The organism is Flavobacterium sp. Root935 (assembly GCF_001429295.1).
GTDB lineage: Bacteria > Bacteroidota > Bacteroidia > Flavobacteriales > Flavobacteriaceae > Flavobacterium.
The window spans coordinates 194,305-212,092 of record NZ_LMJL01000012.1; the positions used below are offsets into that span (position 1 = coordinate 194,305).

The following is a 17,788-nucleotide window of genomic DNA, read 5'->3' on the forward strand; positions in this document are numbered from 1 at the left end:
TTTTATCTAGGATTTTTCTCTACTCCATTACTTGATGCACTTAGAGGAATTTGTATTGCTCTACGTTTATCATCTTTCTCTAATACATTTGTTGGCTTATTGAAAGTTTCATGTCTTACAACAATGTTGAAACGTTTTACGTCAAAATATCTAATTCCTTCGTGGATAAAATCTCTTCTTCTAGTTTCAGCAATTGCTTTCACGTAAGAAGTCTGAACTGGTGTCATCTCATAAAAAGGAGTATATTCATCTGCAATAACTGGATATTTGGCTACAACTTTTGCTTCTGTAAGTTTATCTGTTGCGGCATTATAACCTGTAGTTCTTGTGCCTAAGAAATATTCTAATTCTGTATTTGCTTCTGCAATTCTATTTTTCATTACAAGAGCTTCAATTCTATTTAAATAAAATTCGTCGTAAGATAAAAGTACAGTTCCTAAATATGGCTCTCCAATGTTAGCCGTTAAGTTTGTATACTTAAAATACTCTTTAAACTTTGGCGAGAAAACTGTCATACTACTATTGTATGAATATGTTTTATAAAGCCAGAGTTTTCCATATATATTAGTTGCCTGTCCAAAAATGTCTGGACTTTTGTTCCCTGCTAAATAGAATCTATTTCTGCTTGATGCTCTCGCATAAATTGAATAAGCAGATACTACTAATAAGTTTGCTGGTTCTCCTGCTTTTGCATATTCGATAAATTGCACATTTGGATCTAAAGCTGTAAATGCTAAATAGTTTCTTAATTTTCCAACAGGCTTAGAACCTAATCCTTCAGAAACTTCAAGAACCTTGTCCCAATCTCCTTTTATCAAATAGAAACGGCTTGCAAAGGCATTTGCAGCTTCTTTAGTAAAGTGAAATTTTGGCTCAGAATAATTGTTTCCAACTAATTTAATTCCTTCTTCAAGGTCTTTTTGTATAAAATCGAAAACTTCTTTAACTGTATTTCTAGTATACTTTTTAATTAATACTTCTTCTGGTTCTGTAACATATGGAATTCCAAGATCTTTATCTGCTGTAGCTGGATTGTATCTTTGAGACCAAAATGAAACTAACATAAAGTGCGCATAAGCTCTAGCCAATAAAGCTTCTCCTTTTTGAGGATTTAAACTTGAAGGATTTCCTTGCTCACTTATTGCCTGAAGTGCTTTGTTTGCATGTGCGATTGCTCGGTAACAAGCATCCCAATAGTTTGCCTGAGTATCAACGTTTGTCTCATTCTGCATTTCCCAATTGTAGTTTTGCTCATTTTTAGGCAAAGTTTCAGCCAATTGCCCATCACCAACGTTATCAGTCATTGTTTCAGCAAAGTCCATATAGGTTCCTCCATTTGGATATGCGTTAACCAAAAGTTCCGATATTTTATCTGCAGTATCTATTTGCGTTCTATTATCTGGAGTTTCTGAAAGGAACTCATCACAGCTGCTAAGAGAAACTACTAATAATAATGAAAATGCTATTTTTATATTTTTCATAATTAACTTAATTATAATGAAACATTTAAAGTGAATGTATACTGAGAAGTGATTGGAAATGCAACTCCTCCTGTATTACGGAATTCAGGATCTTGGCCGTTTAATTTTTTATCAGAATAAATCAACCAAGGATTAACTGCTGAACCTTTTAATGTAAAAGTGCTTACTCCTAACTTACTCTTTAATTCTTTTGGAAACTCCCAACTCAATGAGATATTTTTCAATCTTACAAAATCACCATCAGCAATTCTAACATCAGAATAATTATAAGTGTTATAGGCTCTTTGTAACATATTTTGTCCACCATAATCTGTAATTAACCTTTTATCTGCAATAACTGGTACATTTGTATAATTTTCGTCACCTGGATTAATCCAACGATTCGTGAAATCTTTTGTAAATACAGTTAAATCATCATACTGGCTGTCATAAATTGGATTTAAACGAACTTTATTTCCTCCTGATCCAACGATGAAAACATATAATGACCAGTTTTTATAAGTAAATGTATTTGCTAAACCAACTGATTTGTTTGGCTCTATAGATCCTTCGTATTTCAAGTAATTGGTAACATTATCATTATCTTGAAAATTAGCTCCTGTAATGTTATCTGTTTCACCTGGTGCCATAACAAATGTTGGAAGACCTTGGTTATTTAAACCTGTAAATTGATACGAATAAATAGAGTTTCTTGGGTGGCCAATTGCATTCCCTCCGTTACCATCAACTAAATCAAAAGCTGTTGGTTTATTTTCTAATTTGGTAATTTCTTGATTGAAAACTGAGAAATTAAGTGTCGTTGACCATTTAAAATCACGAGAAACAATGTTTTGAGTAGTTATACCAACTTCAAGACCTTTAGTCTCCATGTTTGCATTATTACCTTGTTTAATTCTTTGACCTCCAATACCTGAAGTAATTACGTAATCAACTAAATCAAATGCTTTACGACGGTAAACATCTGTTACAAACTGAACTCTATTATTAAACATACCTAAGTCAAGTCCAATGTTAGTTTCAAATTGTTTTTCCCAAGTTAAATCTGAATTTTGTAATTGATCGATTTCGATACCAGTTTCTCTGTCATCAAGATTTAAACGGTTAGAAATAAAGCTTTTATAAATAGCCAAAGAGTTTGTTGCTGGACCAGCAGTAGCAGTTAATCCATAAGAACCTCTTAAAGCTAAATTGTTAATCGCTTTTACATTTTTCATGAATTTTTCTTCAGAAACATTCCATTTTCCACTAAATGTGTAAGTTGGCAGCCAACGAGAAGAGTTACTATTTCCTTGTCTGTTAGAACCATCATAACGTCCTGTTACAGAAGCAGTATAACGACGATCGAATGTATAACCCACTTTTCCAAAGAAACCTACAGTACGCTCTCTTTCTTCATTAAATCCGTAATAAGAATTTCCTTCATTAATGATTTTTTCAATTAATCTAGGATCAGTAAATGCTGTAAGACCTCTATCATATTGAAGTCCGGCTGCTGTAAAATTATCACTGTTCCTATCTACAGAACGTAATTCTGTACCAAAGAAACCTTCTAATTCATGCTTTTCAGCAAAAGTATTTCTATAAGTAACACTGTTTCTAATGTTATAAGAAGTCATGTCATTTGTAAACTTTCTCAAGAAACCTCCGTTAGGTAAAACAGAAACCGCTGGAGCAGTTAAATCATTAGGATCTTTGTATAAAAAGATATTTGCATCTCTTACAATTGTTGTTTCCATTGCATTGTAAGCACCAACAACGTTAGATCCTTCTAAAATTTTATGCTCTCTGCTTGTGTTTGCATAACGAGCAGATCCTGTTAAGTTATAAGTTAAATGCGGTGTAATTTTATAATCTAAATCTAATTGGAAACGAATATCTTTTACTTGAATATCTAAATAGTTAGTTTTCAATTCGTTGATAATATTCATTGGAGCCCAGTTATTTCTATAGTACTCTAAATTTCCATTTTCATCATAAGGTCTTAAAGTTCTGCTTGTATTTAAAACATAGCTAAAAGGGTTGATATCGAAATCTCTAGTAACCTTACCAAATACTTGATCTTTTTGACTTTCATAAGTTCCAGGAGCTCCCTGATCTCTAATAGAAGCCAAAGTAGATAATGTCAGATTTAATCTGTCATTGATATAGAAAGTTCCTTTAATATTAGATGATAATTGTTTTACATCATCAGCAATAGTCCATCCTGGATCTGTATAGTATCCTAAAGAGGCATAAAATGTATTGTTTTTTCCACCTCCAGAAAAACTTAAAGAGTGATTTTGTGTAATAGATGGTCTAAATAAAACCTTAAACCAATCAGTATTGGCTAATTCATATTTTCTTAAGAAATTATTACGGCTTACAGGATCGTTATTTACTAAATATCCTCCAGTTTCTGGAACATAAGTATTAATTGCTCTTCCAAGAATATTGTAAACCCCGCCGTATCTTCCTTGAACAGTCGAAGGTAAATCTAAGAAACCTTTAGATTCCATTTCTTTAAAAATACTCATTGACTCTTGAGAATTCAAAATATCATATTGCGTATAACTTGGCACACTTCTTACTGTCTGCTCTAAGCTATAAGCTACTTTTAATGGAGAATCTCTACGACCTTGTTTTGTAGTAACAACTACAACTCCGTTTAATGATCTTGAACCATAGATTGAAGTAGCGGATGCATCTTTAAGAATTTCAATACTTTGAATATCGTTTGCATTTAATCCTGCAACAGAAGAGCTTAATAAAGTTTCTGAATTTCCAGAAGCCAAATCAGCAAAAGTAATATTGATAATATCTTCTTGAACAACACCATCAATTACCCATAAAGGTTTTGTATCTCCAAAAATTGAAGAAGATCCACGAACTGTAATTTTCGGAGCAGTACCAAAAGTACCTGTAACGTTTTGTACTGTAACCCCAGCAGCTTTTCCTTCAATCATTCTACTCACATCTACTACTCCATCAACTTTTAATTCAGCTCCAGAAATTTTACTGATCGCTCCAGTAAAAGTTCTTTTTGAAGTTTTTTCATATCCAGTTGTAATTACAACTTCTTGAAGATTTTGTCCTGCTTCTGTTAAAACAATAGTTGGTGTAGTATTTTCTATGCCAATCTCTTTAGTTTCCATTCCAACGTAAGAAATAACAATACGGTTTACATTTGCCGGCATTTCGATAACGAAATTTCCATCAAAATCAGTTAAAACTGCCGTTTTTGTTCCTTTAGCCATAACTGTAGCTCCAGGAAGCGGGCTGCCCGTTTGGTCTGTAACTTTTCCTTTAATAATTGGTCCAAAAGTCAAAAGTTCAAATAAAGAATCATGATTATTTGCAGTTGAGAAAGAGCCAACAGAATTTTTCTGAAGCACAATTTGATTGCTTACTTCAGAAAAAGTAATATTAAATGGTACTAGTATTCTGCTTAGCACACTAGATAAAGTTTCTTGATTTGCCTCTACACTCACTTTTTGAGAAAGTTGAGGAAGTCTAGAATTATAAGAAAATTTTACATGAGCAGACTTTTCAATTTTAGATAAGGCATTGTCTAAAGTTAGATTTTCGACTGTAATTGTAACTTTAGTATCTAATTTTTTCTGCCCATTTACATTATTTGCCATCGTAACACTTGAAAATATAAGTGCTAACACAAACTGAAACAGCGTTATTTTCATGATTTGGTGAAGTAATCGTTGCTTGACAACAGGTTTTTTCATAATTTTGGTTTGTTTTGATTAATACTATTCGAGTGTATTTTAAGAAACATCATAAATTACTCTTTACAGAGAGTGATTTACTTAATTTAAAGTGTCGACAATGTTACAGCATTTCGGCACTTTTTTTATGTATTTATTTTTTACATAGGCAGTTAAAGATTTTTTTTTAGTTTCGACAATCAGTTTATTTTGGTTTTTTCATCTATATTATTAATTGGAATTCAACCTTCTAGTTACAGCCAGAAGTAGTAATCACAATTTGGTTTCCATTCATCTCGTAGTTAGTATCATTGCCAATACTTTTACAAATAATTTTTAACTTTTCGGCTAACGGCTGATCACTTAACGAGGTTGTTAAACGGCAGTCTTTTAATTTATCTTGAGGAAAATCAATATCTACTAAATACGCCTGTTCAATTGTTTCTAAAATTTGAGCTACTGGAATATCAGTAAACTCAAAACTCAACTGTTCAATATTTGTAGCACTATTAACTAAAACTGGATCGGCAGTAATATTTGTAATCTTATTGAAAACAAAGTCTTTACGAGCAAAACGAACGGCTTGATTAGGAAGTAAAACAATTTCTTGATTTTCAGGAGCATGAACTAAATCATTTGATTTTACCCTTACTTTACCGGTGCGAACTAGAACTTCAACGTTTTGCTGATCTGGATAAGCCTTGATTCTAAAACTTGTACCGACAACTCGAGTCACAATTTCGTTAGCATAAACAAAAAAAGGCTTTTTAGGATTTTTACTAATTTCAAAGAAACCTTCGCCGGATAAATACACCTTTCTTTCGTTTCCGGTAAAGATTTTAGGGTAACTTAATTTACTATTTGGCTGTAGCAATACCGAACTTCCATCTGATAGCGTAATGGTTTGAGATTTTTCGGTATTATTAGTTTGTTCTACAAGACCTTCGCTATTCTCTTCTACTAATTCTTTATAAGTGATTTCATTATCATTTGACAAAACATCACTTTTAAAGAACCAAACAGAAAATATACCTGCTAAAATTGCTGCTGCGACACCGCTAAACCAGTATCGCTGAATTTTAAGTTTTCTAGTTTTTAGAGTATTTCGAGAAAGTTCTTCTCTTTGTTCAATTTTAAACCAAGTTTTCTGTAAAGATTCATGGACCTGATGTGAAGATAATTTAGAATCTGGAACTTTCATTGCCAGCAGCAAAAGCCTTGCATCTTCAACAAGTTTGGCTCTTTGGAGATTTTCTAAAGTCCATTCTTCCCAGCCTTGTTCATCAACTTTAGATAAAATCCATAATTGAAAAGATTCATCAGCTAAGAAGTCTTCTATTTCGGTATAATTGTTACGTTTTTGCATCTTACTATTAAGGTTACAAAAACATAGAGGACACTTTTTTTATTATATACTCACCTATTTAAGATTTTTTTTTGATTTTCTGTTAAAAAATTAAAAAAGCCCTGAGGATATAAGGACTAGAAGCGGAATACTTCCTTTCCATTCTTTACGAAGACTTAATAACCCGCGATGCAGTAAGTTATTTGCAGATTGATAATTAACATCCAGTAGATCTGCGATTTGATCGACACTCAATCCTTGATGATAACGAAGGTATAAGGCTTCTTTTTGGCGGCCAGGTAAATCGTTAAGCAATTTATTTAAATGCAAAACACGTTCAGCAGTAACTTCATCTTCTACTAAATCATTTTCTATAGAAAAATCAAAAAGGAATTCTAAAACATCTGTAGTAGTTGTTTTTCTAAAAACATGATCTCTCTCGTGCAAACGCGCAATTCTCTTTCTAACACTAGAAAGCAGATAAGCCTTTACTATTACATTATCTTGCAATGAATTACGATAAAGCCAAATATCAGCAAAAACATCTTGAATACAATCTTGTACTTTTTCTTCAAATGGACAAAGAGAATTTCCATAACCAATTAAATCTCTATAATATTTTTCAAAAAGTAAAGAGAATGATCTTTCATCACCATTTTTTAAATTATTCCAAAGAATAAAATCATCTAACGCTTTGTTTTTTAAAATGTGGCTCATATTGCATAAAACTTTTGAGGCGTAAAAATCAAAATCATTTAAGAAGAGTAATTTTTCTTAAAATAAAACGAATTAATACAAGGATTAAAGTTTTTAAAATTTTCAATTCTTTAAATAAAAATCTCCTAGAACAAACGCCCTTAGTTAACATAAATTAAACAAGAGTTTTACATTGAAATCATGATTTAATTCATACAAAAAAAATCAAATTTTAACATTATTTTTTGTTTTTGTGTGATAAATATAGAAAAGCAAATAATTAAAACCCAATAATTATCTAAAAAAAGAAGCTTTTTCTAAATTTATCAGTATTTGCGGTATTTTTTTTACTTAATCTTAAATTTACAGTAATTTAAATTTTAATTAACCAAAACACACGCTGGAGTTTTTGGCTGAGTACCTGTTTGAAGCCATTTAAATTACTCTTACAAAATGAGCTATTAAAAATTGAAAATTAGCCAAAAATTAAAAACTGACTTTTTGTTTGATTCCATAAAAAAAGCCTTACTACTTTTAGTAAGGCTTTGAGCAATTTATTCTATTCTAAAAATCTTAGAATGCTACATTCCATCTTGGTAATTTAGCATTTTCGTCTAAGAAATTTTGCAAAACTTGACCTTCAACAGCAGTTGGAATTGCTTTTGCATCAGCATTAAAAGTTTCAAACCAAACAACTTCAAGAGCTTCAATGCTTTCTAATTTCATTTGAGCAGGCCAAGAATATTTTCTTCCTGTTTTTGCAAATTGATGACCGTTTACGATTTTATCGTATAGTCCACCATTTTTACTTTTTAAAGTTCCATCATTCTGAACAGTTCCTGTTGAACTAACCATAATTAGTTCTTTTGCATCTCCTTCAACAGCATACACAACAAAAACTCCAGCACTTCCTTCAGGAGCGTTACAAACTTGTTCTAAGCTATCTTCAATTGTAAAAGTAAAACTATCAGTTACTTTAAATTTTTCTAATTCTTTACACATATTTCTTTTTTAAGCCTCTAAGATACTGAGGTTCTAAGATGCTAAGTTATTTCTATTTATACCTCAGTATTTTAAAATGTAAAAAAGTCTCAACAAAATATTGAGACTTTTTGGAATTTATTATTTTATCCCGTCCCGAAGTTTCAGGATCGAGATTGGATATTATCCAAGTACTTCTTTTACTTTTTTACCAATTTCAGCTGGTGAATCAACAACGTGAATTCCGTTGTCTCTCATGATTTGTTTTTTAGCAGCAGCAGTATCATCAGAACCACCAACAATAGCACCTGCGTGACCCATTGTTCTACCAGCAGGAGCAGTTTCTCCAGCGATAAATCCAATAACTGGTTTACGGTTACCATCAGCTTTTACCCATCTAGCAGCATCAGCTTCTAATTGACCTCCAATTTCACCAATCATAATAATTGCTTCAGTTTCTGGATCGTTCATTAATAATTCTACAGCTTCTTTGGTAGTAGTTCCAATAATTGGATCTCCACCAATACCAATTGCTGTAGTGATTCCTAAACCTTGTTTTACAACTTGGTCAGCAGCTTCATAAGTTAAAGTTCCAGATTTAGAAACAATACCAACAGTTCCTTTTTTGAAAACGAAACCTGGCATAATACCAACTTTAGCTTCACCTGGAGTAATTACACCTGGGCAGTTTGGACCAATTAATCTTGAATTTCTTTCTTTAACATAATTATTTGCTTTAATCATATCTGCTACAGGAATTCCTTCTGTAATAGCAATAATTACTTTAATTCCAGCATCAGCAGCTTCCATAATTGCATCAGCAGCAAAAGCCGGCGGAACAAAAATGATAGAAGTATCAGCACCAGCTTGATCAACAGCGTCTTTTACTGTATTAAAAACTGGACGGTCTAAATGGCTGGTACCACCTTTTCCTGGAGTAACACCTCCAACAACATTAGTACCATACTCAATCATTTGAGAAGCGTGGAAAGTTCCTTCGCTTCCTGTAAATCCCTGAACAATTATTTTGGAATCTTTATTAACTAAAACACTCATGATATATATTTTATGTAGTTTTTAAATTTGTGTTGCAAAAATAAGGTTTTGTAATGTATTTTGCCTCTTTTATTGTCAAAAAAATATTAAGAAAATTGACTCATTTGATAACCTCTATAAAGTTTATCATCTTTAATCTGCCAAATTGTAGAAAAATGTGCTAAAAGCATTTCTTCTCTCGGATTCTCTATAGTTTTCACAAAATGAGAATAACGTACTGATACTAAATCATCTTCACTAATAATATGACTAATTCTAACTTTAGATCGTACATATGCACGACTAAGCTCGTTGGCCATTTCTAGTATCGAATTATAATCCATCTCAATGAAACCTTTACTGCTGTTCCATTCAAGAATAACATCAGGATGCAGATATGTTTTTAAAATTTCGCTATCAATTAAGGCATCTGACTTATAAAATTTCTGAACAAATTCTTTAATAGACATATTACTTCAATTTACTTAAAATTTCAGGAATCTTCTTGATATTGGCTAATTGTTTCAATTTTTCTCTAGATTCTTCAATTGGAGTACCAAAATATGATTTTCCGCCTTCAACTGATTTAGTTACACCAGTCTGACCCATTACTACAGCTTTTGTACCAATTGTAATACCGCTAGTGGTTCCTACTTGCCCCCACAATGTTACTTCATCTTCAATAATAACACAACCTGCAATACCAGTTTGTGAGGCAATTAAACATTTTTTTCCGATAACAGTATCATGTCCAACATGTACTTGATTATCTAGTTTTGTTCCAGCTCCAATTGTTGTATCCCCTGTAACGCCTTTATCAATTGTACAAAGCGCACCAATACCAACATTATCTTCAATAACTACTCTTCCGCCAGAAACTAATTGATCAAAACCTTCTGGACGTTTTTTGTAATAAAAAGCATCAGCACCTAAAATAGTTCCTGCGTGAATAATCACGTTGTCACCAATAATGGTGTGATCGTAAATAGAAACATTAGAATGAATTAGGCAGTTTTTTCCAATTTTAACATAGTTTCCAACAAAGCTATTTGGTTGAATTATTGTCCCCTCTCCTATTTCTGCAGATGGTGCAATTGCCACATTTGCAAATTGAAAAGGCTTAAAATGTTTCGTTAAAATATTAAAATCTCTAAACGGATCATCAGAAATTAAAAGTGCTTTACCTTCTGGGCATTCTACTTCTTTGTTTATCAAAACAATTGTAGCTGCTGACTGCAAAGCTTTATCGTAATATTTTGGATGGTCAACAAAAACTATATCACCAGGTTCTACAACATGTATTTCGTTCATGCCTAAAACTTGAAAGTCTTTGTCACCAATAAATTTGCAGTTAAGCAAATTTGCAATTTCTTGTAAAGAATGACTCTTTGGAAATTTCATATATTATAATTAGAAAATTTGTCAATTAGAAAATGAGTCAATTAGAATATGAATATACAAAAATTATGTCGATTCATAAATTATCTAATTGACTCATTGTCAAATTTATCTTAATTAAAAAACTACTCTTTTACACGCTCCATGTATGAACCTGAAGCTGTATCGATTTTAATTTTGTCACCTTCATTGATAAATAAAGGAACGTTGATGTTTGCACCTGTTTCTACAGTTGCAGATTTAGTTGCGTTTGTAGCCGTATTACCTTTTACACCTGGCTCAGCATAAGTAACTTCAAGAATTACAGATGTTGGCATATCAACAGACAAAGGTAAATCAGTTTCAGTATTAATCTGAACCATTACATTTGTTCCTTCTTTTAATAATCCAGGAGCATCTAAAATATTTTTGTTTAATGAAATCTGCTCAAAAGTTTCAGCATTCATAAAGTGAAATTCATCTCCTTCAGCATATAAAAATTGAAATGTATGTGTTTCTACACGAACATCTTCGATTTTATGACCTGCAGAAAATGTATTATCTAATACTTTTCCTGTTGTTAAACTTTTAAGTTTTGTTCTTACGAAAGCTGGACCTTTTCCAGGTTTTACGTGAAGAAATTCAATAATTTTATAAATATCGTGATTAAATTTAATACACAATCCGTTTCTAATATCTGATGTAGATGCCATTTGTTTTTATTTTATTTATTTTTTGTTGAATCGTTAAACCGTTTAACTGTTTTTTCGATTAAACGATTAAACAAATAAACAATTAAACTTTTTATTTTAATAGTTACCTGAATAACCCTTCATAATTCCTCGAGACGAATTTCTGATAAAATCAAGAATTTCATCTCTTTCAGGAGTCGCTTCCATTTCAGCTTCAATAATACTCAAAGCTTGCGTTGTATTGTAATTCTTTTGATATAAAATTCTATAGATTTCCTGAATTTCTCTAATTTTTTCAGTAGTAAAACCTCTTCTTCTTAAACCAACCGAGTTAATTCCAACATATGACAAAGGCTCTTTTGCTGCTTTTGTAAAAGGCGGAACGTCTTTTCTAACCAATGATCCTCCAGAAATCATTGCGTGATCTCCAATATGAATAAATTGATGAATCGCTGCAAGACCTCCAATAACAGCATGATTACCAACAACTACGTGACCAGCCAAAGCAACACCATTAACAATAATAGCATTGTTTCCAATTTCGCAGTCGTGAGCAATATGCGCATAAGCCATTACTAAACAATTGTTTCCAAGTACTGTTTGACCAGATGCAATTGTTCCTCTATTTATAGTTACACATTCTCTAATAGTACAATTATCTCCGATAATTGCAAGAGAATCTTCTCCTCCAAATTTTAAATCTTGTGGCACTGCAGAAATTACAGCTCCTGGAAAAATATTGCAATTTTTACCAATTCGAGCGCCTTCCATAATGGTCACATTTGAACCAATCCAAGTACCATCACCAATAACAACATTATTGTGAATTGTTGTAAATGGCTCTATTACAACGTTTTTAGCGATTTTCGCGCCAGGATGAACATATGCTAATGGTTGATTCATCTGTATGTTTTATATTTTTAATTAAAATATTCTAATTTCAGGCAACAAACCTAAACAATAAATTTGATAATTTATTATTGTTTTCTTGCTATTTGTGCCATTAATTCTGCCTCAGTTACTAATTTACCATTTGCATAAGCATTTGCCTGCATATGACAAATTCCTCTTCTGATTGGAGAAATCAATTCACATTTAAAAATTAAGGTATCACCCGGCAACACTTTGTGCTTAAATTTAACGTTATCAATTTTCATGAAATAAGTTAAATAATTCTCAGGATCCGGAACGGTGCTTAATACCAAAATACCACCTGTTTGTGCCATTGCTTCAACAATTAAAACTCCTGGCATTACTGGAGCTTCTGGAAAATGCCCTACGAAGAAATTTTCGTTCATAGTAACATTTTTCAATCCAACCACATGACGATCAGACATTTCTATAATTCTGTCAATTAATAAAAATGGAGGTCTGTGAGGAAGCATTGACATGATTTTATGAATATCCATCAATGGTTCTTGATGTAAATCATAAGTTGGAACATGATTTCTTTGTTCTATTTTGATAATTTTAGCCAGTTTTTTAGCAAACTGAGTGTTTACGAAGTGACCTGGTTTATTAGCTATAATTTTTCCTTGAATACGCACGCCAATAAGAGATAAATCTCCAATAACATCAAGCAGTTTGTGTCTTGCTGCCTCATTTGGGTAATGTAAAGTAAGGTTATCTAAAACTCCATTTGGTTTTACAGATATTTCATCCTTACCAAAGGCTTTCTTTAAATTCTCCATTGTAGACTCAGAAATCTCTTTATCTACGTAAACAATTGCGTTATTTAAATCGCCTCCTTTAATAAGTCCGTTTTCTAACAATGATTCTAATTCATGTAAAAAACTAAAAGTTCTAGAACTTGCAATTTCTTGTTTAAAATCTGATAAACTTTTAAGTGTAGCATTTTGAGTTCCTAAAACTTTTGTACCAAAATCTACCATTGTAGTTACTTGGTACTCATCGCTAGGCATAACAAGAATTTCGCTTCCTGTTGCTTCATCTGTAAATGAGATAACTTCTTTTACAACATAAACATTACGGCTTGCATCTTGTTCTTCAATTCCTGCTTTTTCTATTGCTTCAACAAAATATTTTGATGAACCATCCATAATTGGAAGTTCAGAGGCATTCAATTCAATAATAATATTATCCAAATCGCATCCAACAACTGCCGCTAAAACATGCTCTGGTGTTTGAATTTTTACTCCAAGTTTTTCAAGATTTGTACCTCTTTGAGTATTAACAACATAATTAGCATCAGCCTCAATAACTGGTTGACCTTGCAAATCTACTCTTACAAAAGTGAAACCATTATTAACAGGAGCAGGTTTAAAAGTCATTGTAACTTCTTTTCCAGTATGTAATCCAACTCCTGTTAGCGAAATTTCATTCTTGATGGTCTTCTGTTTAACCATTATTTCCATTTTTTGGGTTTATTATTTGTTTCTTTAATTCTTCAACTTCGGACACAATTTTAGGCAGATTCTTAAAATGAACATACGATTTATTAAAATCTGTGTATCCAAGAGATGGTGTTCCTTGCAGAGTTTCATCATCTTTAATGTTCCTTGCAACTCCAGACTGCGCCTGAAGTCTCACATTATTACCTATAATTAAGTGGCCTGCAATACCAACTTGCCCGCCAATCATACAGCCTTCTCCAATCTTTGTAGAACCTGCAACACCACTTTGAGCAGCAATTACAGTATTTTTACCGATTTCGACATTATGGGCGATCTGTATCTGATTGTCTAGTTTAACTCCTTGTCTAATTATTGTAGAACCAAGAGTTGCTCTATCTATTGTAGTGTTGGCACCAATATCAACATTATCTTCGATAATAACGTTTCCTATCTGAGGTACTTTACTATAAATACCTTCTTCATTTGGTACAAAACCAAAACCATCTGCACCAATAATAGTTCCAGAATGAATGGTACAATTATTACCAATTACTGTTTCTGAGTAAATTTTTGCTCCAGCGAAAATGAATACATTGTCACCAATAACAACGTTATCACCAATAAAACTGTTCGGATAAATTTTTACATTATTACCTAAAACCACATTCTGTCCTACATAGCTGAAGCTTCCTAAATATAAGTTTTCACCATATTTAGTTCCTTCAGACATAAAGGACTGAGGTTCGATACCTGTTTTATTTAATTTTACTTGATTATAGAAATGCAAAAGCTTAGAAAACGCCGCATAAGCATCTTCTACCTTTATTAGTGTAGTCGTAATTTCCTGCTCCGGAACAAAAGTGTCGTTAACAATTGTAACTGTCGCTTTTGTTGTATATATATAGTTGATATACTTTGGATTAGCCAAAAAAGTAAGCGATCCTTCTTCGCCTTCTTCGATTTTAGAAAGTTTAGAAACTTCTGCATTGGGATTCCCAACAACTTCTCCTTCTAAAATTCCTGCTATTTGTTCTGCTGTAAATTTCATCGCGACAAAAATATAAAAAATAGATTTTAAATGTTAATTTTAGATAAGTTGTTTTGGGAAACAGATATAATATTTTGTTACCAATTTAGATAACGATTTCAAATTCAGCTGATCAGAAGCTTCAACAACATCCTCAATTGTTTTATCTTTTTTCAAAATTCTAATAGGTTCGGCTTCTTTACTGTAGGCTTGGTTTTTAATTTTTCCTCTAAAAATAAAATAACCAGCCTCTAATTGTGTAATATGGTGCAAGTTGGCAAATTGTTCTTTCAAAGATTGTGATTCTTCCATTGAAATTTTTTCTGCACTTAACTTTATTTTCAATAAATCTCTATTAATGATCATCTTGCTTAATGTACTTAACACAAAATCATCTTGTCTCTGCCAAGCTTTCAACGCACTAATGATATCAAAATCATCAAGCTGCGAAAACAAATCTAACTTTTCAGCATCAAAATCATCCAGAGTAACCTTATTATGCATAAAATATGAAAGCGGTTCACTGCAAGGTAGGTTAATTCCTTTCAATGTCAACTCTTTAGCTCTCTTTAATGTTTTCATTAAAATTAATTCGGCAACCAAACTGGTTTTATGCAGATAAGCCTGCCAATACATTAATCTTCTAGAAAGCAAGAATTTTTCTACCGAATAAATTCCTTTTTCTTCAATAACCAAAACATCATTTTCAACATTCATCATCTGAATCAATCGTTCAGAATTTACATTTCCTTCTGCAACTCCAGTATAAAAACTGTCACGTTTTAGATAATCCATTCGATCCATATCCAACTGACTTGAAATCAATTGCAGCATGAATTTTCTATGATATTCTCCTTTAAAAACCTGAATTGCCAAACTCAATCTCCCACCAAACTCTTCATTCAACTGATTCATAAACAATAATGAAATCGCTTCATGATGCACATCTTCAACAATACTTCTTTCCATTGCATGAGAAAATGGCCCATGTCCGATATCATGAAGTAAAATAGCAATTAATAAGGCATTTTCTTCTTCTGCAGATATCACAACATCTTTAAAACGAAGTGTATCAATTGCCTTCTGCATTAAATGCATGCATCCTAACGCATGATGAAAACGCGTATGATTTGCTCCCGGATACACCAAATATGACAATCCCATTTGAGAGATACGACGAAGACGCTGAAAATAGGGATGTTGGATTAAATCATAAATCAGCTCGTTTGGAATCGTAATAAAGCCATAGATAGGATCGTTGAATATTTTTAATTTGTTGATCTGAGTCACAATCGGGTTATTTTTTTGGTCAACAAATATAAGTAAATAAGAATAAAGAGTTTGGAGTTTTTTATTTAAAAATCAATATTAAAATTATAATGATTGTCAGACAACTATATTTAAAAATGTAAAAAATCAACATAAAATCGTTGTTTATCTTTGATAATTTTATACTATTTTTAATACTTTTTAAGTTCTATAACTTTAAATTGCAGTAAAAATAAATTTGTTTTATGGATAAGATCAAAATACTTTGGGTCGATGATGAAATCGATCTTTTAAAGCCCCATATATTGTTTCTAGAAAAAAAGAATTACGAAGTTACGACTTGTAACAACGGACTTGATGCTATTGCATTGTTTGAAGAAGATAATTTTGACATTGTTTTTTTGGATGAAAACATGCCTGGAATGAGCGGTTTAGAAACGCTTTCTGAAATGAAAGAAAAAAAATCAGCCATACCAATGATTATGATTACAAAGAGCGAAGAAGAGTACATTATGGAAGAAGCCATAGGTTCTAAAATCGCCGACTACTTGATAAAACCTGTAAATCCGAACCAGATTTTATTGAGTTTGAAAAAGAATCTAGATCACTCAAGACTGATCTCTGAAAAGACAACTTTGGATTATCAAAAGGAATTCAGAAAAATTGCAATGGAATTGGCAATGGTGAATTCGTATGAAGACTGGGTTGAATTATATAAAAAATTACTTTTCTGGGAATTAGAGCTTGAAAACATTAATGATCAGGCGATGATCGAAATTTTAGAATCTCAAAAAGTTGAAGCCAATTCACAATTCGGAAAATATATTGAACGAAATTATGAAGATTGGTTTGCTCCAAAAGCAGACAAACCTATTCAATCTCATACTTTATTTAAAGAATTAGTTGTTCCAGAATTAAAAAAGAAAGACAAACCTGTTTTATTTGTTGTAATCGACAACCTTCGTTACGACCAATGGAAATCTTTTGAAACTGTAATTGCAAATTATTACAAATTAGAAAAAGAGGTTCCTTATTTTTCTATTCTTCCAACAGCAACTCAATATGCTAGAAATGCTATTTTCTCTGGTTTAATGCCTTTGGATATGGAAAAACAATTTCCTGAATATTGGAAAAACGACGTTGAAGATGGAGGGAAAAATCTTTACGAAGCTGAATTTTTATCGGCTCAATTGAAAAGATTAGGCTTAAATATTAAGGAAGATTATTTCAAAATTACCAATTATGCCGGCGGTAAAAAGCTTGCAGAGAACTTCAAAGCTCTAAAAGGCAATGACTTAGTTACTGTTGTTTACAATTTCGTAGATATGCTTTCGCACGCTAAGACAGAAATGGAAGTAGTAAAAGAATTAGCTTCAGATGATAAAGCATACCGCTCATTAACACTAAGTTGGTTTAAAAACTCTCCTTTATTAGAAATCATCCAGCAGGCACAGGTTTTAGGATTCAAATTAATCTTAACCACAGATCACGGAACAATTAATGTAAAAAATCCGTCGAAAGTTGTGGGAGATAAAAATACAAGTCTAAATTTGCGTTACAAAACTGGTCGTAGTTTAACCTACGAACAAAAAGACGTGTATGTAGTAAAAGAACCTAAAACAATTGGTTTACCAGCTATAAACATGAGCAGTTCGTTTATTTTTGCCAAAAATGATTTCTTTTTGGCTTATGTAAACAACTACAATCATTATGTGAGTTATTACAAAAATACATATCAGCACGGCGGAATCTCGTTAGAAGAAATGATTATTCCGTTTTTGGTATTTAACCCGAAATAAAAAAGTTTTCAGTCGCAGTCTCAGTTTTCAGTTTCTA

Annotated in this window: 14 protein-coding genes; 1 reads left to right on the top strand and 13 read right to left on the bottom strand. The window is 32.0% G+C overall.

The window, feature by feature from the left end; genetic code table 11:
- Positions 1–2 precede the first annotated feature (2 nt).
- The 13 genes from ASE40_RS15630 to ASE40_RS15690 form a co-directional block, all read right to left on the bottom strand.
- Positions 3–1,481, bottom strand: a complete 1,479-nt coding sequence (locus tag ASE40_RS15630; protein WP_198530124.1) for a RagB/SusD family nutrient uptake outer membrane protein — start codon at positions 1,479–1,481, stop codon at positions 3–5.
- Positions 1,482–1,492: 11 nt separating this feature from the next.
- The gene (locus ASE40_RS15635) at positions 1,493–5,197 is read right to left on the bottom strand and encodes a SusC/RagA family TonB-linked outer membrane protein (RefSeq protein ID WP_057118023.1); all 3,705 of its coding nucleotides are present in this window, start codon (positions 5,195–5,197) and stop codon (positions 1,493–1,495) included.
- Positions 5,198–5,426: 229 nt separating this feature from the next.
- Complete coding sequence (locus ASE40_RS15640; RefSeq protein ID WP_057118024.1) at positions 5,427–6,542, bottom strand: FecR family protein; 1,116 nt, start codon at positions 6,540–6,542, stop codon at positions 5,427–5,429.
- 90 nt (positions 6,543–6,632) lie between these two features.
- Positions 6,633–7,238, bottom strand: a complete 606-nt coding sequence (locus tag ASE40_RS15645) for an RNA polymerase sigma factor (protein WP_057118025.1) — start codon at positions 7,236–7,238, stop codon at positions 6,633–6,635.
- A 552-nt stretch (positions 7,239–7,790) separates the two neighbouring features.
- Positions 7,791–8,219, bottom strand: coding sequence for a hypothetical protein (locus ASE40_RS15650; protein WP_057118026.1), 429 nt, complete (start codon positions 8,217–8,219; stop codon positions 7,791–7,793).
- 162 nt (positions 8,220–8,381) lie between these two features.
- Positions 8,382–9,254, bottom strand: a complete 873-nt coding sequence (gene sucD, locus ASE40_RS15655) for a succinate--CoA ligase subunit alpha (protein ID WP_057118027.1) — start codon at positions 9,252–9,254, stop codon at positions 8,382–8,384.
- 86 nt (positions 9,255–9,340) lie between these two features.
- Complete coding sequence (locus ASE40_RS15660) at positions 9,341–9,703, bottom strand: nuclear transport factor 2 family protein (RefSeq protein WP_057118028.1); 363 nt, start codon at positions 9,701–9,703, stop codon at positions 9,341–9,343.
- A 1-nt stretch (position 9,704) separates the two neighbouring features.
- Positions 9,705–10,634, bottom strand: a complete 930-nt coding sequence (locus tag ASE40_RS15665) for a UDP-3-O-(3-hydroxymyristoyl)glucosamine N-acyltransferase (protein ID WP_057118029.1) — start codon at positions 10,632–10,634, stop codon at positions 9,705–9,707.
- 122 nt (positions 10,635–10,756) lie between these two features.
- Complete coding sequence (gene efp / locus ASE40_RS15670; RefSeq protein ID WP_057118030.1) at positions 10,757–11,323, bottom strand: elongation factor P; 567 nt, start codon at positions 11,321–11,323, stop codon at positions 10,757–10,759.
- 96 nt (positions 11,324–11,419) lie between these two features.
- Positions 11,420–12,205, bottom strand: a complete 786-nt coding sequence (lpxA, locus tag ASE40_RS15675; RefSeq protein ID WP_057118031.1) for an acyl-ACP--UDP-N-acetylglucosamine O-acyltransferase — start codon at positions 12,203–12,205, stop codon at positions 11,420–11,422.
- Between the two features lie 74 nt (positions 12,206–12,279).
- Positions 12,280–13,668 carry a bifunctional UDP-3-O-[3-hydroxymyristoyl] N-acetylglucosamine deacetylase/3-hydroxyacyl-ACP dehydratase gene (locus tag ASE40_RS15680; RefSeq protein ID WP_057119781.1) on the bottom strand — a complete coding sequence of 463 codons (1,389 nt, stop codon included), beginning with the start codon at positions 13,666–13,668 and terminating at the stop codon, positions 12,280–12,282.
- On the bottom strand, positions 13,661–14,704 hold the full coding sequence (gene lpxD, locus ASE40_RS15685) for a UDP-3-O-(3-hydroxymyristoyl)glucosamine N-acyltransferase (RefSeq protein WP_057118032.1): 1,044 nt from the start codon (positions 14,702–14,704) through the stop codon (positions 13,661–13,663). The genes ASE40_RS15680 and lpxD overlap by 8 nt, the downstream gene beginning before the upstream one ends.
- 39 nt (positions 14,705–14,743) lie before the next feature.
- A complete protein-coding gene (locus ASE40_RS15690; RefSeq protein ID WP_057118033.1) occupies positions 14,744–15,973 on the bottom strand; it encodes an HD domain-containing protein in 1,230 nt (409 codons plus the stop codon).
- 224 nt (positions 15,974–16,197) lie between these two features.
- Here ASE40_RS15690 and ASE40_RS15695 point away from each other — a divergent pair, with 224 nt between their 5' ends.
- Entirely contained in the window at positions 16,198–17,751 is a 1,554-nt protein-coding gene (locus ASE40_RS15695) for a bifunctional response regulator/alkaline phosphatase family protein (RefSeq protein ID WP_057118034.1), read from the top strand.
- The last annotated feature ends 37 nt before the right edge of the window (positions 17,752–17,788 follow it).